General features: G+C 49.6%; 19 protein-coding genes and 2 tRNA genes. 7 read left to right on the top strand and 14 right to left on the bottom strand.

What is annotated here, in order from left to right:
* Positions 1-11 precede the first annotated feature (11 nt).
* Positions 12-212: a hypothetical protein gene (locus tag Q0577_RS24575; RefSeq protein ID WP_298741064.1), complete on the top strand. Its 201-nt coding sequence runs from the start codon at positions 12-14 to the stop codon at positions 210-212.
* Positions 209-985 carry a queuosine precursor transporter gene (locus tag Q0577_RS24570; RefSeq protein ID WP_298741063.1) on the top strand — a complete coding sequence of 259 codons (777 nt, stop codon included), beginning with the start codon at positions 209-211 and terminating at the stop codon, positions 983-985. Before Q0577_RS24575 ends, Q0577_RS24570 begins: the two co-directional genes overlap by 4 nt.
* Positions 986-1,058: 73 nt before the next feature.
* On the opposite strand, the gene Q0577_RS24565 is transcribed toward Q0577_RS24570, so the two are convergent.
* The 6 genes from Q0577_RS24565 to Q0577_RS24540 all read right to left on the bottom strand — a co-directional run bounded on the left by Q0577_RS24565 (position 1,059) and on the right by Q0577_RS24540 (position 9,530).
* On the bottom strand, positions 1,059-2,729 hold the full coding sequence (locus Q0577_RS24565; RefSeq protein ID WP_298741062.1) for a RagB/SusD family nutrient uptake outer membrane protein: 1,671 nt from the start codon (positions 2,727-2,729) through the stop codon (positions 1,059-1,061).
* A gap of 24 nt (positions 2,730-2,753) precedes the next feature.
* A complete protein-coding gene (locus Q0577_RS24560) occupies positions 2,754-5,906 on the bottom strand; it encodes a SusC/RagA family TonB-linked outer membrane protein (protein WP_298741061.1) in 3,153 nt (1,050 codons plus the stop codon).
* A 211-nt stretch (positions 5,907-6,117) separates the two neighbouring features.
* Positions 6,118-6,567: an NUDIX hydrolase gene (locus Q0577_RS24555; RefSeq protein ID WP_298741060.1), complete on the bottom strand. Its 450-nt coding sequence runs from the start codon at positions 6,565-6,567 to the stop codon at positions 6,118-6,120.
* 177 nt (positions 6,568-6,744) lie between these two features.
* A complete protein-coding gene (locus tag Q0577_RS24550) occupies positions 6,745-7,683 on the bottom strand; it encodes a magnesium transporter CorA family protein (RefSeq protein WP_298741058.1) in 939 nt (312 codons plus the stop codon).
* A gap of 112 nt (positions 7,684-7,795) precedes the next feature.
* On the bottom strand, positions 7,796-8,581 hold the full coding sequence (gene dapF, locus Q0577_RS24545) for a diaminopimelate epimerase (RefSeq protein WP_298741056.1): 786 nt from the start codon (positions 8,579-8,581) through the stop codon (positions 7,796-7,798).
* 64 nt (positions 8,582-8,645) lie between these two features.
* A complete protein-coding gene (locus Q0577_RS24540; RefSeq protein WP_298741054.1) occupies positions 8,646-9,530 on the bottom strand; it encodes a nucleoside phosphorylase in 885 nt (294 codons plus the stop codon).
* 207 nt (positions 9,531-9,737) lie between these two features.
* On the opposite strand from Q0577_RS24540, the gene Q0577_RS24535 reads away from it, so the two are divergent.
* Positions 9,738-9,808, top strand: a tRNA-Cys gene (locus tag Q0577_RS24535).
* Between the two features lie 70 nt (positions 9,809-9,878).
* A complete protein-coding gene (locus Q0577_RS24530; protein ID WP_298741053.1) occupies positions 9,879-10,367 on the top strand; it encodes a GNAT family N-acetyltransferase in 489 nt (162 codons plus the stop codon).
* Here Q0577_RS24530 and Q0577_RS24525 read toward each other — a convergent pair.
* The 4 genes from Q0577_RS24525 to Q0577_RS24510 all read right to left on the bottom strand — a co-directional run bounded on the left by Q0577_RS24525 (position 10,362) and on the right by Q0577_RS24510 (position 15,339).
* Positions 10,362-11,105: a DUF1080 domain-containing protein gene (locus Q0577_RS24525; protein ID WP_298741051.1), complete on the bottom strand. Its 744-nt coding sequence runs from the start codon at positions 11,103-11,105 to the stop codon at positions 10,362-10,364. The genes Q0577_RS24530 and Q0577_RS24525 overlap by 6 nt on opposite strands.
* 128 nt (positions 11,106-11,233) lie before the next feature.
* Complete coding sequence (locus Q0577_RS24520; RefSeq protein ID WP_298741049.1) at positions 11,234-12,544, bottom strand: Gfo/Idh/MocA family oxidoreductase; 1,311 nt, start codon at positions 12,542-12,544, stop codon at positions 11,234-11,236.
* Positions 12,545-12,686: 142 nt separating this feature from the next.
* Positions 12,687-14,195 carry a sigma 54-interacting transcriptional regulator gene (locus tag Q0577_RS24515; RefSeq protein WP_298741047.1) on the bottom strand — a complete coding sequence of 503 codons (1,509 nt, stop codon included), beginning with the start codon at positions 14,193-14,195 and terminating at the stop codon, positions 12,687-12,689.
* 49 nt (positions 14,196-14,244) lie between these two features.
* Positions 14,245-15,339, bottom strand: a complete 1,095-nt coding sequence (locus Q0577_RS24510; protein ID WP_298741045.1) for a VWA domain-containing protein — start codon at positions 15,337-15,339, stop codon at positions 14,245-14,247.
* 296 nt (positions 15,340-15,635) lie between these two features.
* On the opposite strand from Q0577_RS24510, the gene Q0577_RS24505 reads away from it, so the two are divergent.
* Positions 15,636-16,487 (top strand): sugar phosphate isomerase/epimerase, encoded by an 852-nt coding sequence (locus Q0577_RS24505; RefSeq protein ID WP_298741043.1) that lies wholly within the window; start codon positions 15,636-15,638, stop codon positions 16,485-16,487.
* A 79-nt stretch (positions 16,488-16,566) separates the two neighbouring features.
* Here Q0577_RS24505 and Q0577_RS24500 read toward each other — a convergent pair whose 3' ends face one another.
* The 4 genes from Q0577_RS24500 to Q0577_RS24485 all read right to left on the bottom strand — a co-directional run bounded on the left by Q0577_RS24500 (position 16,567) and on the right by Q0577_RS24485 (position 22,110).
* Positions 16,567-16,926 (bottom strand): DUF4260 domain-containing protein, encoded by a 360-nt coding sequence (locus tag Q0577_RS24500; protein WP_298741041.1) that lies wholly within the window; start codon positions 16,924-16,926, stop codon positions 16,567-16,569.
* Between the two features lie 15 nt (positions 16,927-16,941).
* Entirely contained in the window at positions 16,942-20,169 is a 3,228-nt protein-coding gene (locus Q0577_RS24495; protein WP_298741038.1) for a DUF2723 domain-containing protein, read from the bottom strand.
* Between the two features lie 109 nt (positions 20,170-20,278).
* Positions 20,279-21,106, bottom strand: coding sequence for an SAM-dependent chlorinase/fluorinase (locus Q0577_RS24490; RefSeq protein WP_298741036.1), 828 nt, complete (start codon positions 21,104-21,106; stop codon positions 20,279-20,281).
* A 194-nt stretch (positions 21,107-21,300) separates the two neighbouring features.
* Entirely contained in the window at positions 21,301-22,110 is an 810-nt protein-coding gene (locus tag Q0577_RS24485) for an SDR family oxidoreductase (protein WP_298741034.1), read from the bottom strand.
* A 217-nt stretch (positions 22,111-22,327) separates the two neighbouring features.
* Between Q0577_RS24485 and Q0577_RS24480 the strand changes: the two genes are divergently transcribed.
* Both Q0577_RS24480 and Q0577_RS24475 read left to right on the top strand, forming a co-directional pair.
* Positions 22,328-22,400, top strand: a tRNA-Lys gene (locus Q0577_RS24480).
* Positions 22,401-22,650: 250 nt separating this feature from the next.
* Positions 22,651-23,064: a hypothetical protein gene (locus Q0577_RS24475; RefSeq protein ID WP_298741033.1), complete on the top strand. Its 414-nt coding sequence runs from the start codon at positions 22,651-22,653 to the stop codon at positions 23,062-23,064.
* The last annotated feature ends 48 nt before the right edge of the window (positions 23,065-23,112 follow it).

Raw genomic sequence — 23,112 nt, 5'->3', positions numbered from 1 at the left:
GGTTATTCCGTATGACGGAACAGAGCGAGCGCTTTGCCTGGATTGTCAAACATGTGGTGGTGCTGGGGGTAATTGTGGCGCCCCCGGCCAACGTCGTTACCAGCATATTGGCCATTATACTGCTGCTGGCACGTAAAGTGAGCTGGGCAGAACTCCCGGGATATCTGCTTGTCCTTAACCTTATTATATTGATTGTTCAAATACTCGTATGATCACTAATATCCTGAAAGACAGACCAACAAAACTCTTCGTAATTTTTTCCTGCTTTTTTGTAGCCAACGCACTGATAGCCGAATGTATAGGCGGAAAAATCTTTTCGCTTGAAAAGCTGCTGGGTCTGCCCGTGCACACATTCACCATTTTTGGCCAAAGCGGGCTGTCGTTTAATCTTACCTGTGGGGTACTCCTTTGGCCGCTTGAATTTATTATGACAGACATCGTGAACGAGTATTACGGTCCCAAAGCAGTACGCCGCATCTCCTATACGGCTGTGGCGTTGATTTCCTATGCCTTCCTGATGTTTTACTTTTCTATCGGTGTGCCTCCTGCAAATTTCTGGCTGGGCATGAATGCAGATAAGGGTATTCCCAATTCACAAACTGCTTTCTCCGTTATTTTTGGCCAGGGCATGTGGATCATATTCGGTAGCCTTACGGCCTTCCTCGTAAGCCAGATCGTGGATGTAACAGTATTCCACCGTATTAAGCGCCGTACCGGCGAGAAGATGGTGTGGCTGCGCGCAACCGGCTCTACTGTTGTATCCCAGTTGGTAGATAGCTTTATTGTATTGTTCATCGCCTTCAAACTGGGCAGCAACTGGACCTGGCAGCAGGTACTGGCTGTATGTGTAGTAAACTATATTTATAAATTTACAATGGCCCTTCTTTTAACGCCGGTGATCTACCTGGTGGAGAAAAGGATAGAGGTGTATTTTGGAAAAGAGACAACGGCAAAGATGAAGGCGAGCGCGATGGGAATAGAATAAGTATAAACGTTTAAGGGTTTGAACGTGACAGTATGTAACCTGAAACGTTCAAACCCTCAAACTTTCAAGCATGTTACTCCGTCCTCGGGTTCACCACCGGCGCACTGCCCGCCGCCGGCGGATTACCTGCCAGCTCATTATCCGGAACATCCCAGTAATCCAGGAAACCATATTCTATCGTAGCATTGGTATTGATATTACCATTCCTGTCTATTACCACGCAGCCGGTTCTGCCGCCGCCCTGGGCAAGGGTATTGATTACTTTCCAGCGGCGTGCGTCATAAAATGAAAGTGCACGGAAGACCAGCCCCACTCTTCTTTCCCTTCGCAGCTCTTCCCTTGCGTCAGCGGGTGTTGCCGCTACAGTGGGAGGCAGGCCCGCGCCCTGTGCGTTGCGTACTGCATCTATTAAAGCCATGCCGCTGGCAATGCTTGCCGGACTAAAATTCGCCAGGTACATCGTAGCCTCTGCTTTCATCAGCTCATTTTCTTCCCAGGTACCCGCCAGGTACATTTCAGCGCCACCTACGGTTTTGTTGCTGTAGGTGATAACACCGGCCATGCCGTTGCCACGGTCTACCAGCGCGTGATTGGTATTGAATGAATTGCCCCTGTCTGCGTTACCTATCCAGGTGGTGCCGGTAATAAAGTTGTTGGCCAGGCGCTGGTCGCCGGTTTTGTAATCCTGTATCAGCCGTTCGCTTACTTTATAACCGCCTCCGCCGGGTGAGCTGCTGGCTACCCTGGCTGGAACGCTGCCATCTGCGGCGGCAAACAGGTTGCCCAGCTGATCTGAGCGGCCGGTGAACACAAGATCGTTTTCGCGGATGCCGTTATTGGTAAGGGTAAGGATGCTGTCCCATCGGGTAGCGGGCATTGCGTCTACGGTAGTATTCACCAGCAGGTTGCGGGCCTTCAGGGTATTGATATTCCTGATCCATGCATCAGGGGTGAAAACGCCGCCTTTTCCTACCTGGAAGAAGGTGGGGATCAGTTTGCCCAGTGCTGCATTGTAGTCGCCGCTGGCGCTGAGTGTGGACAGTATCTGTGCAGCGGTATCCAGTTTGGCATTGGCAGCTGCTATCATGGTTTCTTTGGATACGTAATTGGCATTTGTGGTGGTGGGATCATCTGCTGCAGCCAGGTCGTCGTTAATGATACCGGCGTAGTACATAGAACCTATCCGTGAGTATGCATAGCCTTTCCACCAGTAAGCCCAGGCCCTCACCACTTTCTTTTTCGTTTCGGCATCACCTGTAAAAGGAACTTTGTCCACTATCGCCAGCAAGATGTTAGCGGTTTTATTCATCTGGTACATATAGCCCCATTCGAAGAAAAGGGGATTGGCGCCTGCTTCTGCATTTTTGTTGATGGCCCGTATAAGCAAGAGTTGTTTGGGCGGAAAACCGGGACTGGGCACCACGGTACCGTTATCCAGCGTTACTTTATCGGGACAGCCCAGCTGGTTCATGTACTGATTGGCCGCTTCCATGCCGATCACATCGCCCATTTGTTCGTGGTAGCCAATGGCGCTGGACCAGAAGCGTCCTGTTACGCCATCATAGTATTTCAGATCATAGAAACCGCTAACGTAGATGCCTTGTCCCAGCGCCAGTATACCGCTTTCCGTAGCTGCGCTTTCCGGTGTGGGTTTATTCGGGTTCTCTATGTCCAGCTGGCTTTTGCAGGAATAAACAGTGAACAGGGCGGTTATTATTGGTATATATATTTTTAGTCTTTGCATGATGTTTTCGTTTAGGTGTTGACATTAGAATCCGAGGTTCAGCCCTACCTGGTAGGATTTAAAATTGGGCATGGTGTTGTGGTCTGTACCACGGTCCCAGGGCGAGTTGGAGGTGCCTGAGCTGATCTCAGGATCCATACCGGTGTAGTCTGTAAAGGTGAGCAGGTTGCGGCCTGTCAGCACCAGTTGTATCTTGCGGATGCCCTTTAAGCTGAAGAACCTGGCAAAGTCAAAACCCAGTGAGAGATTGCGCAGGCGCATAAAAGAGGCGTCCTCATAGAAATAATCTTTGGTGCCGTTGTTGCCCTGGGCCTGGTATACACCACGGTAGAAGGCGGTCCAGGCGCCGGTTTCGCCGTTAATGGTGATTGGCTTTTCATAATCGCTGTGAATACCATCGCGGTACATCCATTCTTTTGTCTGGTTGTACAGATGGCTGTCATGCACCCAATCCCACTGGAACGACAGGGTGAGGTAATCCTTAAAGCTGAGGAAGTTGATGAAAGACATATTGAACTTCGGGTTGGGATCACCAAAGCTGACTTTCTCGGGTGAGAATATTGGCTGTTTGGTAGCCTTGTTCACTACGTAACCATTGCTGGCCACTTCATAGTTACCCTTATCTGCTTCAGAAATGTAGCGGTTGCCATTGGCATCGACATCATCCAGCGAGCGCAGCGCCTTGTTGCCGAAAAGCTGACCCACCTTCATGCCCGGCGTCAGCACATAGTTGGTGCTGCCTGCAGAGGATATGATCACTACCGGGTTACCGCTCAATTCCGTGATCTCTGAACTTTGCTTACTGAAGTTGGTGGTGAAGTCCCAGGAGAAATTTTTGTTAGACAACACGCCAATGTTCAGTGAAGCCTGCCAGCCGTGAGAGCCCAGCGAGAACGCATTGTCTGGCTGGGTACCGGTTCCGGAAGAGGGGGCTACATCTACGTCGTAGATGGCATTGTCAGTGTTCCGCTTCCAGTAAGTAACAGAAAGCCCTGCATCCTTTATCCAGTTGCCTTTCAGCAGGGAGAAGGAGATGTCTGTACCTACCTCAAATTCTTTTGATACTTCTACGTTCAGGAAGGGGTTGGATTCGCTTGGATTGGGATACAATACGGCGCCGTCTCCCAGGCTGCGCGACTGAAACACTACATATCGCTGGAAAGGACCGGGTTGTATACCTGCTTCACCGTAGGCGCCGCGCAGCTTAAATTCAGGAATAATGCCGCTCACCTTGCTGTTCTGCCAGAAGTTAAGGGACGACAGTCTTACATAGGCATCTCCCCTTGGAAAGGTAAAGGGTTTTGAGCCCTGGCCAAATGCCGATGAATAATCGCTGCGGAAGCCGCCGGAGATGCCGGCTATATCACCAAACTCTATACGCTGGTTGAACAGGTAACCGTAGGTAACAAATTTCTCTGTAAAATCCACGTCAATGTTCCTGGTGCTGTAATCTGCCAGGGTATGCGGGGCAAAGGAGGGAGTGCCTTCACCGTGTGTAATGTATTGTTTGAACTTGTTATAGCGCCAGTCAAAAGCCAGCATGGTAGATGTTTTGATGGGCAGGCTCAGACCAAAGTCTTTCTGGAAATCGGTATTAAAGGTGGCAGAGCTGGTAAAGTGCTGGAAGAATTGCGACACATTATAAATACTCTTTTCGCCCCGGTCATCTGTGTTGTTATAGTTGGATAACCATGATTCCTGGTCTATCACATTCAGGTTGGCAGATTGGTCGGCATAAATAAAGGTAGAGTCATTCCGCTGGTAGTTAATGCCATATTTGGCATCCAGCTCCAGGAACCTGGGCAGTTTATAGTTCAGGTTAAAGGTTTGCAGCAGGTCAACTTTATTACCGGTGGCATCGGTATACTGGCTGTAGTAGTTTGGGTTTTCGGCGTTTACGCCTACGGCATCCCCATAGTAGTGAGAGTAGTTACCGTCGCTCATTCTCTGCTCATAGTTGGCAAAGGGACGCGCATTGTTGATGGCATAGATCACGTTCTGGTTTTCAATCGTATTCTTGGTGTAGATCAGCTGTGTGATACTTCTCAGCTTCAGGCCTTTGTAAAGCTCTGCGCCGATATTGGCGGAGAAGTTGTTCCTGTCAAATGCACCATTGTCTTTGAAAATGCTTTCCTGGTGGTTATTGGAAACAGCCAGGGCATAATCCATTTTTTCGCTGCCGCCAGAAACCACCACAGACGCATTATAGGTATTGGTGGGGCGGAAGAACATTTTAAAGTGATCATAATACAGCAGGTTCCTGTTATAGGACTTATCGGCCTTGCCATTCGGATCCAGGGAGTTGTAGATCACGTTTTCGGCGTAAACGCCCCTGTCAGGATCCCAGCTGAGCGGGTTGCCTGAAGAGCCTATCACATCTCCCGCGGCGTTGGTGGCGAAGTTGTGCAGGCTGGCTTTATGCAGGTTGCCTACGTTCAGTATTTCGTTGCGGGAGATGCTGGTAGATACGTCAATGTTCATCTTACCAGGCTTTCCTTTTTTGGAGAAGAGCTGAATTACGCCGTTAGCGCCCTGGGCGCCATAGATAGTGGCAGCAGCAGCGCCCTGTACCACTTCAACCCTCTCAACAGCATTCAGGTCAAGGCTGTTAAGGCTGGTGGCAGAAACCTGTATACCGTCCAGCAGTATCATGGGGGTGGTGCCGCGACCCAGGCTGTTGATGGTATTGATGCCCCGCAGCAGGATGTTAGTGGGCGCGCCGGGCACACCGCTGGTGCTGGATATCTGCGCGCCGGCTATTTTACCTACCAGGGCCTGGTCCACTGATGCGGTAGGGGCCTGTGGCAGCTTATCTGAGGTAACGGATTCCACGGCAAAGGCCAGTTTCTTTTTGCTGGTGGCCACACCCACACCTGTCACCACGATCTCCCCCAGGGACTTGGTGTCAAGGCGCAGTTGTACCAGTATTTCACCGCTACCTGCAGTGATTTCCTGCGAGGTATAGCCAATGGCGGATACCACCAGTTTTCCCCCGGCCTTTGTACCGATTTTAAAGGAGCCGTCTGGCTGGGTGATGGTACCCGTTCTGGTACCTTTTTCTACAACGGTGGCCCCGATCACGGGTGAGCCACTTTCGTCAATAACTTTTCCCGAAACAGCATTTTGTTGCGCATAGGAACGGTACCCGCACAACAATGCAGCTAATAAAATAAACATTAAATTTTTTAGCATGTGTTTGGATTTTGATTAGATTTTGGTTGACGTTGGTTGATAGTCAGATAACAAATAGGATTATTCTTGTCTTGTAGCTTTCGTTTCAAAATATATGAAATAACTATTAAAAACAACCATATAATTGTTTTTAATATGTAATGTACAGAGCAGGGAAATACTATGTTATTAATGAGTAGGTATAAGAGGGGAAAGTTTAGTATTTGCGCTTCACCAGGTCGGCAACTACTTTATCAATGGGGAGGGTTACGCTGGCGGAGGAGAATTCGTTCCAGCTGATCCAGCGTACGCCTTCTACTTCGGTTACGCCTTCGGGAATCTCAAAATCAAAGGGTTGGGAGAGGATAGGAGCGGTAAAGGGAGAAGTGGCTTTTACGAGATAATAGATGGAGATAATCTGGGTAACATTGTCAAAGGCGGAGATCTGGAAAAAGTCCGTAGTATAGATATGTTCCACTACTTCCACCTGCTGGTTCAGCTCCTCCTGCCATTCGCGGATGATACATTCCAAAGTCCCTTCCCCAAATTCCAGTCCACCGCCCGGGAATTTGGTATAATACCCGCCACGGATAAACTCATCGCTGACCAGCACTTGTTTCTGATCGTTAAACATTATTCCGTATACCCTTACGTTGAAGCAGGCCATAAAAATTAATAATTAAGCATGAATAATTAATAATTACAATGGTAAACACCCGGCAAATAATCACTAATCAGGAATGAATAATAGATTATTTCGGTGACAAACGCCAGTAAATATAAGGTACTTGCTGATCAATCAGAAGACTTGTTGAAGCGGGTATTATTAATTTTAGTTACTTGCTCAGAACCACTTCTTTTTCATAAAGTACCAGCTCATGATCACAGAGATAACAATAGAAAGGATCACCGGGATGTAGAAAGCGTGCGGGGAATGCTGGTAGGGAATGTCCACATTCATGCCGTAGATGCTGGATACCAGTACCGGGAAGGTAAGTACGATCGTGATGGAGGTGAGGCGTTTCATCACCAGGTTCAGGTTATTGGAAATGATGCTGGCAAAGGCATCCATGGTACTACTCAGGATGTTGGTATATACGTTGGCCATTTCCAAGGCCTGTGAAGTATCTACGATCAGGTCATTCAGGAATTCTTTTTCGTCATCGTTCAGGCCCAGGAAATTGGTGCGTTCCAGCTTCATCAATACCAGCTCGTTACTGCGCAGTGCGGTGACGAAGTATACCAGGCTTTTCTGTATCCGCATCAGGTACAGCAACTCTTCGTTACGGTTGCTGTCATACAGTTTTTGTTCCAGCTGGTTGCGGCGCTGGTTGATCTCTTTCAGGTAGTCGAGGAAGTTCATTACTACCTTTTCAAAGATCTTCAGCACCATCATGTTCCGCTTTTCGGGATGGCGGTTATGAAAGGTGTTCAGGAACTTCTTGATGGCGGCGTTATCGAAAGAATTAACGGTAATGATCTGGTTGTGGGTCAGGATGATCACAATGGGGATGGTGATGTAGTAAGCATCGCTCTCGTTGATGGAATTGTTTTCCGTGGGTGTTTTGATAACGATCAGCTTCACATCGTCCTCCAGTTCAAAGCGGGATTTCTCATCAATATCGAGGGAATCGGTAAGGAAGTCCAGCGGGATATCCAGCTCTTCTGAGAGCTGTTCAAATTCTGCCTGTTTCAGGGGAGGGGCAATATTCACCCATGCCCCGTTTTCGGGCTCATTGATCTCTATGGTACGTCCATCCTTATTTACGAAGTATTGAATCATCCGGGCGCAAAGGTAGAATAATTAATAATGAACAATTAATAATTGCGGAGCGGCCCCCTTTTCATGACTGAGGCTGTTTCTGCCTGGATACCCGAATTGTAATTATTAATTATTAACTATTAATTACAAGGTCTCCTTCAAAAACGTTCAGAGCGGGGCCACAAAGCCAAATGTCCCTGAAGGAACGCTCACCGGTTTTGGTGAAGCGTACTTCCAGCTTGCCACCCAGTGTTTGCACGGGAACGGTGTAGGTCTTTTCTTCGCTCCCGGCAAAGGTAAGCGCGGCGGCAGTTACGCCGGTGCCGCAGGAGTAGGTCTCATCTTCCACGCCGCGTTCGTAGGTGCGCACAAAGATGCCGTTTTCCAGCTTTTGCACAAAGTTCACATTGGTGCCTTCCCTTGCAAACCTGTCATTATAACGAATGGCCTGGCCTTCAGTATATACGTCTACGGCCTGTACATCGTCTACATATTTTACAAAATGGGGAGATCCCGTATTGAGGTAAAAGTAAAGGGGGCCTTGTTCTACCCAATCCACATCCTGCATTTTAAGGTTCACCCAGTCAGCACCGTTCATGGAAGCTTCATGAGGGCCATCCACCGCCAGGAAGCGAAGTGATTCCTGCTGAAGGCCCATTTTATGTGCAAAGGCTACCAGGCAGCGGCCGCCGTTACCGCACATGCTGCCTTCGTTGCCATCGGCATTGTAATATTTCATGCCGAAATCATAACCTTCCTGCCTGTTCAACAGCATCACTCCATCCGCTCCTATACCAAAGCGCCGGTGGCACAGGTCGTGTACCTGTTGATTGGTAAGCGCATTATAACGGCCGTCACGGTTATCCATGATCACGAAATCATTGCCTGTTCCCTGGTATTTGTAGAAGTGGATCTGCATCCTGCAAAATTAATCAATAAGCGTTATTAAGCCAATATGTGAGAGGGGAATGGGATGGATGATCTTAGTCCGGCAGTCCGGCAATCACCTCCAGCGACTTTTCAATCATCCGCTGCACTGCGGCTGCGCCGTCTTTACTAAACTGCTGTTGTATCCTGTTGGCCACTATCGTACTGATAGAAAGACAGTCATGATCCAGCACGCGGCCCAGGCCATAGATACCAGCTGTCTCCATTTCGAAATTGGTGATACGGTGCTGCTCGTACCGGAACGCTGTTAACTGTTCCAGCAGTTCGGGGTGGGAGAGTGCTCCTCTCAATACACGGCCCTGGGGGGCATAGAAACCGGGACAGGTAACTGTGATCCCTGTATGAAAACCGTCTTTAAATTGCGCCAGCAGGCGTTGCGCCGCTGCTGTTAATACCGGGCGGGCGGCGCCGGGTTGCAGTTGCACCTGTTCGCGGAAGGCAGCCAGCAATGCCTGTTCTATTGCGGTATGCTCCAACTGGTACCAGGTCAGCAGGTTATCCAGTCCCAGCCCGAAGGAAGATACCACAAAACCGTCAACAGGAATATGGGCCTGCAATGCACCGGAGGTGCCCAGGCGGATGATCTGCAGGCGGGTAAGTGCTTTTTTTATTTTACGGGTGTTAAAATCAATATTCACCAGGGCATCCAGCTCATTCAGTACAATGTCAATATTATCCGTTCCGATACCGGTTGAGACAACGGATATGCGTTTAGTCCCGATGTAACCCGTATGTGTCACAAATTCGCGGTGCTGGTAAGTACCTTCTACTTTATCAAAATGTTTGCTCACCTGTTCCACCCGGTCAGGATCGCCTACGGTAATCACGGTAGGGGCCAGCTCTTCCGGCTTCACATCCAGGTGATAAACAGCGCCGCGGCTGTTAAGGATCAGTTCCGATTCTGCGATACGTTCATTCATAAGTCGTTAGTCGTTAGTCATGAGTCGTTGTGTGGGGGGATAAAGATACCGCAATCTCTCCAGTAATCACTAACGGCTAACAACTAGTCACTAATAACTAAATAATTTATTTGATAAATATTTAAAATTCCCTACCTTTGCAGTCCTACAAAAATCGATGGTTCCGAATTCGCCTGAGGCGGATAGGAGGATCAACATGTAAGGAACGGTATCGTGGCCGAGTGGCTAGGCAGAGGTCTGCAAAACCTTTTACAGCGGTTCGAATCCGCTCGATACCTCCGAATAGTAAAAAAGCCTTCTGAAGCTCAGGAGGCTTTTCGCGTTATAGGACACCCAAAAAAAGCAAGTATGCTGGAGATTATTCAAATTACGAACAAAAGTATCCCTGAGGAAATAGAACAGGTGAAGGCGCTGTTCAGGGAGTACGCAGCCTGGTTAAGTGTAGACCTTAGCTTTCAGCGTTTTGAAGAAGAAATGCTCGCGCTTCCCGATAACTATTCTGCACCGGAAGGCGCATTATTCCTGGCCAAAGTAGACGGACAGCCTGCGGGTTGTGTAGCGGTACGCCGTTTTGATAATACTACCTGCGAGATGAAGCGTTTATTCGTACGGGATGCCTTTAAAGGGCATGGTATAGGAAAAGCATTGGCCGGAAAAGCAATTGAAGCGGGAAAGGAGCTGGGGTATCAGCGCATGCTGCTGGATACGCTGGCGCATATGCGGCCCGCGATAGAATTATATACCGCGTTGGGATTTCAGCCGATAGCGGCCTATTACGATAATCCTATCAGCAACGCGGTATACTTGTCTATGATGCTGGAAGAGGACCAGTTATAAGGTCCTGATCCAGATATTACGGTAGCTCACCGGGTTACCATGATCCTGCAGGGCAATGGGACCGGGCCCATGTTGTTTATAAGCCGGTTTCCCGATATACAGGGTAGGTCCGTCCAGTTCCACATTATTCTGTACCAGTACCCCATTTTGCAATACAGTAGCGCGTGCGGGCGATTTCAGCGAGCCATCGGCATTGAAGCGCGGCGCAGTCCATATCACATCATAGGTTTGCCATTCTCCCGGTTTCCTGCAGACATTCACCAGCGGTATCCGCTGTTTATAAAAACTGCCGGCCTGCCCGTTGGAGTAGGTACGGTTGTTATAGTTATCCAGTACCTGCAGTTCATACAGCCCCATCATAAAGATGCCGCTGTTGCCGCGTCCCTGGCTTTCGCCTGTTACTTCTGCAGGGGTGCGCCATTCAATATGCAGCTGAAAATCTTCGAAGGTTTGTTTTGTTTTGATACCGCCGGCGCCTTTTACGACGGTCATTGCACCGTCTTTTACTTCCCAGCCGGCTGCGCCGCCTTTTTCAGCTTCCCATTGGTGCAGGCTGGTACCATCAAATAATACAATGGCATCGCCGGGAGCGGTGTTGGTGGATGTGCCGGGAGTAACTACTTTAGGTACCGGTTCCCATACTTCTGTATCTTCCGGTTTCATTTGGTTGTTGTTGTTTTGCGCCTTTGAACAGAAAGTGAATGTACAGGCTGCGAGAACAAAAATTATGCTACGCATGGATTGGAGGTTTGAAGGTTTAAAGTTTAGTGTGCCCTTACCCGTCATTGCTCCCCACAGGCCTTTTCGGCTCCTCGCAATGACAAGTGGTGTAATTGACTCCCCACAATGACAGCAATGAACACCGTTTATTTCGGCAATTGATACCCGTTATGATATGTCGCCGCCAGCAGTCTGTTAGACTCCTCATCTTTAAACGCACCCTTCTCTTTATCCCAATAGATCTTATTACCCGTCTTAAACGCAATGTTACCCATCTGCGCATGGATCGCTACATTTGCCCCAGCCTGAACAGGGGTGTGCAGATCTGAGAACTTGCGCGATTTAATTACCTCCACGAAATTCTTCGCGTGCAGATCAAGTCCATCATCTACTTTTTTCCGGCGGGGAACGGCTTCCATCTTTGGCTTGTTGTTCTCTTTTTCGGGGATCACTTCCCAGCCGCCGCGGTCCAGCACCAGGGTGCCGTTGTTACCGATAAAGGCAATACCGTGATCACGGCCGTAAGGACCACCGTCTATACCGATGGCATGTTCCCACTGGATATTGAAACCATCAAACTCATATACGGTAGTGAGGGTGTCCGGTGTTTCCGCTGCATCATCAGGATAAGCAAATTTACCGCCCGCCGCCATGATAGATCTTGGGTTTTCAGCTTTCATCCCCAGCAGGGCATAATCTAACAGGTGTACGCCCCAGTCTGTCATCAGGCCGCCTGCATAGTCCCAGTACCAGCGGAAGTTGAAGTGAAAGCGGTTCGGGTTGAAAGGCCTTTTCTCTGCAGGGCCCAGCCAGCTGGCATAATCCACGCCGGGAGGGGGCGTGCCATCCGGTTGTTTAGGGATGGATTTCATCCACCCCATATAGGCCCAGGCCTTTACCAGGCGTATCTGGCCCAGTTTGCCGGAATATACAAAGTCGATCGCGTCCTTGAAATGTTGCTGGCTGCGTTGCCACTGGCCCACCTGCACCACGCGCTGGTGGCGTTCCTGCGCGGCTACCATGGCCCGGCATTCTGCTATGGAATTACCGATGGGCTTTTCTACGTACACATCTTTACCCGCAGCGCAGGCGTCTGTCATCTGCAGGCAATGCCAGTGGTCCGGCGTGCCTATCACCACCGCATCAATGTTCTTGTCCTCCAGTAGTTTACGGTAATCGCCGTAGGCCTTTACCTTGATGCCTTTCTGCGCCAGTTCTGCCACGCGCTTATCCAGCACGTTCTTGTCCACATCGCAGAGGGCCACACAATTAACGTCGGGTAATTTGAGCAGGGCGCTCAAGTCGGCCCAACCCATACCGTTGATGCCGATAGCAGCCACATTCAGGCGGTCACTGGGGGCCACCATGCGGGGCAATCCATGCAAGGCAGAAGGCATGGCAGCAGCAGCCATCAGGGTAGATGCTGAGCGTATAAAATCTCTTCTGGAATGATTCATAACGTAAAGTATGTGAGTTGTGTTAAAATGTCAAAAATACACCTATTAGCTATTGGCTGTTAGCTTTTAGCCTTTGAACAAATGTCCTGTGACTAAAGCTAACATCCAACGCTAACAGCTAAAAGCTAATAGCTAACAGCTTTTAAAAAGTATCCTCTTCCTGTTCTTCGTTGCCCATGCTGAAGTTCATCATGGTGCCCAGCAGATCGCTGAAGCGGGTTTCGTTTTCCACCAGCTTTTTGCTGATCAGGGAGTGGGCCGCCAGTCCATGGAGCACGAATTCCATCAGCAGCAGCTGTTCCTTATTATTGGTGTGAGGAAATTTGGATTTAACCAGTTCTTTCAGTCCGTCTACTTTAGACAGGGACGTTTCGTACTGTTTATCGCTGATATCCTGCAGCAGGTTAACGGTATTGCCCTTGTCAAACCACTGGATAACGGAGCGGTAAGGGTTTTCCTGGTTAGCAGCCGCCTGTTTGCGTTTCTTGAAAGTATCCGGGTTTGGAAAGTACTGGGAGAAGAGTGTGCGCATGGCTTTGTCCAGCAGGTTGTAGGCTACCTGCAGCGGACCTTCCTGCTCGCCTTCATATACCAGTTCTATTTTACCGGTGATGGCGGGTACAATGCCCTGGAGGTCGGCAATACGTACATGGGTCTCTTTCTCTTTATTGATGATGGCACGGCGTTCGCCTGCACTCACTGCATTCTCGTAGGCGGCAATGGTCAGACGGGCAGATACGCCGCTTTTCTTGTCTACATATTCACTGTTGCGTGCTTCGAACGCTACCTGTTCTATCAGGCGTTTCACCAGGTCTGACAGGTGCACTTTTCCTTTCTGTTCCTGGTGGATGTCTGCTTCCTGTTCGGTGATCAGCAGGGAGTTCTCCACGTTCTTAGGATAGTGTGTTACGATCTGGCTCTCTATACGGTCTTTCAGCGGTGTAACGATGGCACCGCGGTTCGTATAATCTTCCGGGTTAGCGGTGAATACGAAGAGGATATCCAGCGGCATGCGTACTTTAAAGCCGCGGATCTGTATATCGCCTTCCTGGAGGATGTTGAAGAGGGCTACCTGTATGCGGGCCTGCAGATCGGGCAGTTCGTTGATCACGAAGATGCCGCGGTTGGAACGGGGAATGATACCGAAGTGGATCACTCTTTCGTCTGCATAGCTCAGTTTCAGGTTGGCTGCCTTGATGGGGTCAATATCCCCGATCAGGTCGGCCACGGAAACGTCTGGTGTGGCCAGTTTTTCGCCGTAGCGTGCTTCGCGGGGCAGCCACTGGATGGGGGTTTTGTCGCCCATCTCCGCCACCAGGTCGCGCGCGTAGCGGGACAGCGGATGGAAGGGATCGTCATTCACTTCAGATCCTTCCACTACAGGAATGTAATCGTCCAGCAGGTCTATCATCTGGCGGGCCATACGGGTTTTGGCTTGACCGCGCAGCCCCAGGAACAGTATATTGTGACGTGACAGTAATGCTCTTTCCGTATCGGGTATCACCGTATCATCGTAACCGATGATGCCGGGGAAAGTATTTTCTTTCTGTTGCAGTTTACGAATGAGGTTGATCCTGATCTCTTCCTTTACTGACTTAGGTTTATAACCGCTCTTCTTAAGTTCTCCCAGCGTTCTTATGTTTGTATTCATACTTTTATTGGATAATTAAATTCGCAATTGTTGCCACCGGCGGGCGGCATCATAATAATTTTTTCTTCCCGCTTTCAAAATCATAGAACAGGAACTGTCCCAGTTTATCGGTGCCGGAGAAAAAGGCTTTTCCGTTATTGGTTTCCGTAAATTCTGTTACAAATTTCTGCAGCCATGGATCGGTGGCCACCATGAAGGTAGTGATAGGTATTTTCAGTTTTTTACACTGTGCGGCCAGGTTCAGCGTGCGGTTCAGGATCTTACGGTCCAGGCCGAAGCTGTTCTTGTAGTACTGTTTACCGTTCTTCAGGCAGGTAGGCTTACCGTCTGTGATCATAAAGATCTGCTTGTTCGGATTCCGGCGGCGGCGCAGGATGTCCATCGCCAGCTCCAGCCCCGCTACCGTATTGGTATGAAAAGGCCCCACCTGCAGGTAGGGCAGGTCTTTGATCTCTATCTGCCAGGCATCGTTCCCGAATACGATAATATCCAGGGTATCCTTGGGATAGCGGGTGGTGATCAGCTCACTCAGCGCCATGGCCACTTTTTTGGCGGGGGTAATGCGGTCCTCGCCATACAGGATCATGGAGTGGGAGATATCGATCATCAGCGCGGTAGAGGTCTGCGTTTTGAAGTCGGTTTCCTTGATCTCCAGGTCGTCCTGGTTAATGTTGAAGGATTCGATGCCGTGGTTGATTTGGGCGTTGCGCAGGGAAGCGGTCACATCGATCTGTTCCAGCGGGTCGCCAAACTGGTAGGCGCGGGTGTCGGCATTCAGCTCGTCGCCCTGACCTGATTGGCGGATGTTGTGGTCGCCCATGGTAGAGCGTTTCAGCTTTCCAAAGATCTCTTCCAGGGCTTTTTTACGGATATCCTGTTCCGTTTTGGCCGTAATACTTATCTGGCCGTTTTCTTCATTTTCACGGATATAGCCTTTGTCTTTCAGGTCCTGTATAAAATCTCCTATACCATACTCTTCATTGGTCAGGTTATATTCTTTATCCAGTTCTGTCAGCCATTGCAGGGCTTCCGCAACGTCGCCGCTTGTGTAGGTGAGCAACTGGGTGAAAAGGTTCAGGAGCTTCTCAAAGGGCGATTTTTCATCCTCACCAGGCACAAACCTGGAAAATTGTAGTCCTCTCATCAGCTTGTTGTTTATCTGTCAGTCATTACCGGTTTCCTGTGGTTTATCAACTCGTATGTTTAAAATTACGCAAAAAAAATCAGTTGGGGGGCCTGGGCGTTTGAGCGTTGAGGGTTTGAAAGTTTGAAGATGTCCCAAAGCAGCAGGCCACCCTTCCAACTTTCAAATCCTCAGACTTTTAAACTTTCAGCCGCTCAAACCTTCAGACGTTTCATTTGCATTGTTGCGCAAAACCGCTTATTTTACCCGTCTGATCAAAACTGATTTTCAACACTATAACTAAAAATCTATAAAGAATGAAAAAACTGATGAAAGCCTTTCTGCTGGCCGGAGCCCTGAGCGTTGGCGCGGGAGGATGGGAGTCTGCAAATGCCCAGGCAAATGCGGATGAATTAGGCTGGTGGCTGGGTGCACAGGCGTACACCTTTAACCGTTTCACACTGGCAGAAGCGCTGGATAAAATGGACAGCTGCGGAATCCAGTACGTGGAATGCTATCCCGGCCAGCGTATTGGCGGAGGGATCGAGGGAACCACCGATTTCAGGATGGACCCCGCTACCCAGGCAAAGGTGAAGGAGCTGTTCAAGGAAAAGCACAAAAAACTGGTAGCATACGGCGTAGTATCTCCGAAAGACGAGGGCGAATGGAGGCAGGTATTTGATTTTGCGAAAGCCATGGGCATCCAGATCATCACCGCAGAGCCTAAGAACGAGCACTGGGACCTGATCTCCAAATTATGCGATCAGTACCAGATCAAGGTAGCCATTCATGATCATCCCCGTCCCAGCCACTACTGGCATCCTGACAGTGTACTGGTAGCCGTAGAAGGAAGGAGCAAGCTGTTTGGCGCCTGTGCGGATATCGGTCACTGGGTACGTTCCGGTCTCGATCCCGTTGAATGCGTTCAGAAGCTGCAAGGCCGTGTTTTTAGCCTGCACATCAAAGATATGAGCGAAAAATCCCCCAAAGCGCACGATGTAATATGGGGCCAGGGGCACAGCAACATCGAAGGCGTAATGAGAGAGCTGAAAAAGCAAAAATTCAGGGGCCTGTTCTCTGCAGAGTATGAATACCACTGGGAAAACAGTGTACCGGAAGTGAAAGAAAGTGCGAAGTATTGGCGGACGGTAGTCAGCAAATTGAAATAGTCTGAAACTTTGATGGTTTGAAAGTTTGAAGTTGTCCCGAATCATCAGGCCACCTTCAAACTTTCAAACCATCAAACCTTTAAACTTTCTTCCCTATTCTCCCCAAATGTGTATCCTTAAAGCCTGTTACAAACTTCAGCCCGTACCCCTGCATCCTGTCGAAGGAGGAATGCCCGAATAAGATCAGACCTGTAAATATCAATACATCATTGTTAAGGTAATACCCCGCCAGGTACACCAGTATGGCCACGCCTTTGTGGTGAAAAAGGTTGTACACCCAGGCGCCAACCCGGTTATTCACCAGGTAAGCCAGCATGCTGATATCCGGTAGGAGAAAGCAGGCGGCGAAAACCCACCAGGCATAGGGACTTTGCAGCCTGAACATAAATAAAGAAAGAAGCAGCATGGCTGCTTCTTCCAGTCTTAAAGAGATTTTCATTTATTGAATCCGTTGTTATTTTCCTGAGTCAGCATTGGCCGCAGGTGAATCTGAAAGGGTATTCATGTTACCCGGCAGTTCCTGCTGTTTGGTGCTGTCGCTGAAATCATTTTTCATGCGCTGTAGCAGGGAAATGAACTGTTCCGCCATCTGTCCGTCACGTTGCAGGTCGCTGGTCAGCTTGCCCGGCGGCAGTGAACGGTAGTAGTTCAGCTGTTGCTGGCAATCGCGGGTGATCTTGGATGCGATCTCGTTCGCTTTCTTCATATCGCCGGCCAGGTAGTAGGCGTAAGCCGTCTGCATGGAGCTGTAGTTGTGCATGTTGTTGGGCGATGTCATGGCATACGGGAAGGTAGATTCCAGCAGGCCTTTATCCGCCTTGTTCAGCACCGCGAGCGCAGAATCCTTTTGACCTTCCTGTGCAAGGGAAGTACCCAGGCGCGTATAGGCGTTCCTGAGATATTGCAGCAGTTTCCTGTTGGGCTCATCGAAGTAGGTGCCATTCCTTTCAGCGCCGCCGAAAGTGAATTTGGTCATCAGGTTGTTATACATGAAAGGCGTGTTCACGTTGAAATCGGCGCCCAGCATATCATTATTCGGCTCTTTACGCAGCGGCACCAGGCGGTAGGTTAAACCGTCCATGCGCAGGTAATCGTTCAGGCCCAGGTCTGTAGGACTGGTAAAGTAGATCGGCCGTTTCCAGTCGTTCGCAGCGATGATATCATATACGGCCAGATCGTTCTTCAGCAGGTAGCTTTTGTTGATCTGGAGGGGCAGCTGCGGCAGTATTTTGGCGCTGTCCTTAATATCCACGATACCCGCTTTAATTACTTCGGCCACATTCACCGGTATGAACAGTTTCTGAGAGGGCAGGTAGTTTTCCTGGCTGCCGTCTGTGGTGCTCAGTTTGGCGCGCGGATCATCAGAACCCATGAAAGCCATTACTTCCTTCAGGTTGTAGAATTTATCCTGCGGGAATACACCGGCGTCATAGAAACGTATATAGTTGCGGTTTTCGCCACGGTATTTGTCCGGGCTCCAGCTCATCGGCACGGGATCACTCTGGTTCACCTTCTGGCGTTGCTGGTCAATATACCAGTCTACACCCAGCAGACTGAGGTTGATCACACGTACATCCGGGCGGATGCCTTCCACTTCCTGAGCGTACCACAGCGGGTAAGTATCGTTATCGCCTACGGTAAAGAGGATAGCGTTAGGCGCGCAGGATTCCAGGTAATCCCTTGCCACGTCGCGTGCAATGGTTTTGGAAGAACGGTCATGGTCATCCCATTCCTGGAAGCCCATCAGCACCGGAACTGCCAGCAGGCAGATTGCTGCCGAGAGGGGAGCGGAGAGGGAGTTGTTCTTCAGCTTCTTTTTAAAGAATTCGTAAACAGACAATACGCCCAAACCGATCCAGATGGCGAAGGCGTAGAAAGAACCTACATAAGCGTAGTCACGTTCACGGGGCTGGTTACCCGCCTGGTTCAGGTACAGTACGATGGCAAAGCCGGTGAAGAAGAACAGCAGCGCTGCCACCAGGAAGTCCCTGCGGTGACGGCTGTAGTGATAGAATAAGCCTATCAGGCCCAGTATCAGGGGCAGCATGAACATGCGGTTATGCGCTTTGTTGTCTTTCAGGCTGTCTGGCATGGTAGACTGGTCTCCATACATCAGGTTATCGATGAAGGAGATACCGGTGATCCAGTTACCGTCGCGCACGTTGCCATAGCCCTGGGTATCGTTCTGCCTGCCGGAGAAGTTCCAGAGGAAGTAGCGGAAGTACATGAAATTCACCTGGTAGCCCAGGAAGAAACGGATATTATCTCCAAAGGAGGGTTTCTCGCCCTGCTGGAGGTTCAGGTAGCTGCGGTAGTAGTCTGCATGACCCTGGTCATTGCTGGCGTCCCATACGCGGGGGAACAGCATTTTATCTTCAGGAGCGTATACCGGGACTACTTTTTTGCCGGCGATCTCGTATTTGTCTTTACCACGGGCGTAGATGTTACCGGTTTCCTTGTACTCTGTTGGACGGGCGGTGAACACCTGGCCGTACAGCAGCGGGAAATCGCCATATTGTTCGCGGCCCAGGTAACCTACCAGGGAAATGGGATTGTCCACATTATACATATCTACAGCAGGGTTGGCGGTAGAGCGCACCATGGTAGTAATATAAGTGGAGTAACCCAGTAAGAGGAAGAGTATACAGGTGATGGTGAGCCGGGTGAAGTGCAGTGTTGTTGCTCCGCCCTGCTTTACCCCGATCAGTTTCAGGAAGTAGGGGATCAGCAGCACGATGGCAGCCAATACCAGTTTCAGGAAGATGATGCCACCGCCATCGGCTGTATTAAAGGCCGGGATGATGATCACGGAAGCGATCAGGATCAGCGGTGCGTAGAGGCCGAACTTAGGGTTGCGGTAGCCCCACCACAGCACGGCCACCAGGGCAATGAAGTAGAAGGCAAAACCGGTGAAGAAGGGCATACCCAGGCTGTTTACAAAAAATACGTCCATATAGCCGGACGCCTTGATGGTATCCTGGATAACGAATTTCTGTACCAGGCCGGTGATGCCGCAGCCTATCATGAAAGCCCAGAAGGTGCCCCAGGGCGTTACTTTATAGCGTTTGAAGTAGTATACCATTACGATGGCCGGGATGGTCAGCAGGTTCAGGAGGTGGACGCCGATGGAGAGACCCATCATAAAGGCGATGAACACGATCCAGCGGTCGGCATAAGGTTCGTCTGCCTCATGCTCCCATTTGAGGATGGCCCAGAATACGATGGCGGTAAACAGGGAGGACATGGCGTATACTTCGCCTTCCACTGCAGAAAACCAGAACGAATCGGAGAAGGTGTAGGCCAGTGCGCCCACTACACCTGCGCCCATGATGGCAATCATTTTCTCGCTGCTGATCATCTCTCCCGGCTGCACCATGAGGCGGCGGGCAAAGTGGGTGATCGTCCAGAAAAGGAACAGGATAGTGAAACCGCTTGACAGCGCAGACATCAGGTTGACGCCCAAGGCTGCCTGAGAGGGTTTCAGGAACATGGTGAACAATCTTCCGAGCAATACAAACAGCGGAGCTCCGGGGGGGTGGGGCACCTGCACTTTGTAAGCGCTGGAGATGAACTCACCGCAGTCCCATAAGCTGCCGGTAGCTTCCATTGTCATAATGTACACAGTGCAGGCAATTACACAAATGACCCAGCCTACAATGTTATTCGTCCTTTTAAAATTCATACAGTGGGTTTAAAGTCCGACAAAAATAGAAAAAGTAGCAAATTATGCTATTTAGTGAAACTGTTTTAACTTTTTATATAATATCTTTTTTACTTATTGCCACGGGGGCCTACTCGAAAATGATCCTGACGGTCTGGTAGAAGGAGAGTTGCTGATGCCCGGAAGGCTGGTTAAGCTGGTCGCGGCGGAAGCTTTGCAGGCCGAAGAGACCGGCGGCGTTGCCTTTGTTGATGGCTATTTCCAGGTAGCCGGCGGCGTTAAACAGGGCCAGTTTCTGGCCTTCGGCTACATCGGCATAGGTTTCTGACAGGTTGGCAATGACCTCATCGCGGCGGAAATAGATCTTGAACTTACGCTGACCGCGTTGTGCCTCAAACTGTTCGCGGGTGATGTTCACTACCACGTTCTCGAAATTGTCGATGTGGATGATCTGTCCTTCGATATAATCTTCCCCTGTAAGCGGCTGCAGGTTATTCTTCACCACTATATTTTCTGCGGGGGCGCCTACCTGCTCCAGTGACTGGCCTTGTTGTAAGGCCTGGAAAGCCTGGGAGAAGCGCTGGATGATGGTAAAGGTGTTCCGGGGTTTGCCGGTATCCAGGGGCAGATTCACTACCTGTGCGGATTGTCCGCCGGTGATCATGGTAATAAGCCCGTTATCGGCGCAGGCGATATACTGACCGTTCCAGGAGGCGAGCAGCACGTGATCTACTTTACGGTCAAAGAGGTTGATGAGCACAATATGAAAAGCGCCGGGGGGAAACCAGGCGAAAGCACTTTTGCAGATATAGGTGGCCTGGGGGAGGTTGAAGGGATGTATCTGGTGGGTAATGTCCGCCACATGGCAGCCAGGGCAATCCTGCCACAGTTGGCCCTTGATGGCGCCAACCAGGTAGTCCTGGTAACCAATGTCTGATGTAAGTGTAATGATGGACATGTAGAATGAATCCGGATAATCTTATTCTCCCGACCGGGCGAACCTCCCAAAATAATGCCAGGTGGGGTGTATACGAAAATTTATGTGCAAAGAAAGGGAAAAAAAATCAGCCGTTAGCTTTTGGCTGTTAGCTTTTGGCGGTGGCTTCCAACAGACGTGTAATAGCTAAAAGCTAATAGCCGGCAGCTAGTGGCTTACTTCAGTGGTGAGCCAGGTTCTTTCCGGAAGTGATTAAACACCAGGCCATCCAGCACGCCTGGCAGCAGTTTGCTGAGGAGTACTGTGAGCTTGCCTTGCCCGGTGAGCACCAGGGTGCGTTTGCGTTTGGCGATGGCTTTCAGGGTGGCATCGGCCACTGCTTCGGCAGACATCAGCTTGTTTTCTTCGAGGGGCGTTTCCTTTTGGGACTGCCCGCTTTGGTCCAGCGCGGTGTTACGTATATTCGACGCCGTAAAGCCGGGGCATACCCACATTACGTTAACGCCTGTATGCAGGTTTTCGGTACGCAGGGCTTCCAGGAATCCCTGCATGGCGAATTTGGAGGCGGAGTAGCCGGTACGGCCTGGCAGTCCGCGATAGCCGGCGATGGAGGAGATACCTACTATGGTTCCTTTGGTTTCCAGGATGGAAGGCAGCGCATATTTGGTGCAATAGACGGTTCCCCAGAAGTTGATGTCCATCAGGGTTTTGAGTACCTTGAGGTCTGCATCTCTGAACAGGGCTCTCATGGAGATCCCGGCGTTGTTGATGAGGATGTCTATCTGGCCAAAATGCTGGCGAACGGCGTGGATAAAGGCTTTGCAGTCTGTTTCCAGGCTTACGTCTGCCACGCAGGTGAACAAATTATCGTTAGCGGTTGTTTGCTTTATGACGTCAAGGGTATCCTGTTTCCTGCCGCAGATGGCGACTTTGGCGCCGGCCTGCAGGAGGGCGAGGGTGAGGGCTTTCCCGATACCGGAAGAGCCGCCGGTGATAACGGCCACCTTGTTAGTGAAATGTTGCATGGGTATGGGTGTATGGTTTAATTGTCGCAAAAATAGGCCATGGGAGAGAAGCTTGCGTATTTTTCTTATGCACGTGTATAAGTTTGCGTAAAGCATGTATGGCTGGAATGTTTGGCTGTGGCTGGTTTTAGCGGGATGGGAATAACTTTTTTTGATAAAAGCTTGTTTCGAATAAAAATATGGCTATTTTTGCAGCCGCTTTACAGATAAAAGCGATGATTCCGTAGCTCAGTTGGTAGAGCAATACACTTTTAATGTATGGGTCCTGGGTTCGAGTCCCAGCGGAATCACAGGAAGAATATCAAAGAAAATTAAAGCCGCTTGAATCGTAGGATTTACGCGGCTTTTCTGTTTTTATGATAAAAAGATAAATCATAAAAAACGAATCTGAATAGATACAAAAAAGGATACAGTAAAAATTTCTAAGTTTACTGTATCCTTTTTTCTGGTAGATGCTTATCAGTAAAGGGTTTTAGGAAACCAAACCGATACAAAAAGAACCAAACAAAATTGCAAATCGGCACCTAAAACAACTGGACTATGAAAGTAAGTCAAGATTTATCTATTCTCTTTCATCTCAGGTACGACAATCTTAATCCGGACGGAAAAGCAACCATCTGTGTACGGCTTACCGTCACTGGTTTTCCAAGGGAAGGCTTTTCCCTCGGCTACAAAGTTGACCCTTCAAAATTCAACAAAGAGGCCGGTATCATTACTGGTAAATCCGCAGAGGCAATTGAAGTCAACAGGTACCTGCAACAGGTAAAGAGTGAGCTTATCAGGCATTACAATCAACTGAAAGCGCTGGACCCTGTGGTTACCGCTACCATGATTAAAAATTCCTACAACGGTATCAACCGGGAAAAACGCACCCTCTTGGAGTTGGTAGACTTCCACAATGAAAAATTCCAGCAGAAGGTTGATAAGGAAAAACGGAAAGCCAGTACCATGTAAGGTCGCGGTAGACAGCACCTATGATTTTGTTGAGGTAGGTGTTACTTT

Source organism: uncultured Chitinophaga sp., assembly GCF_937898475.1.
In the GTDB taxonomy this organism is placed as follows: domain Bacteria; phylum Bacteroidota; class Bacteroidia; order Chitinophagales; family Chitinophagaceae; genus Chitinophaga.
The sequence above is the reverse complement of the archived record's forward strand: the minus strand, read 5'-3'. Positions and strand labels throughout refer to the sequence as shown.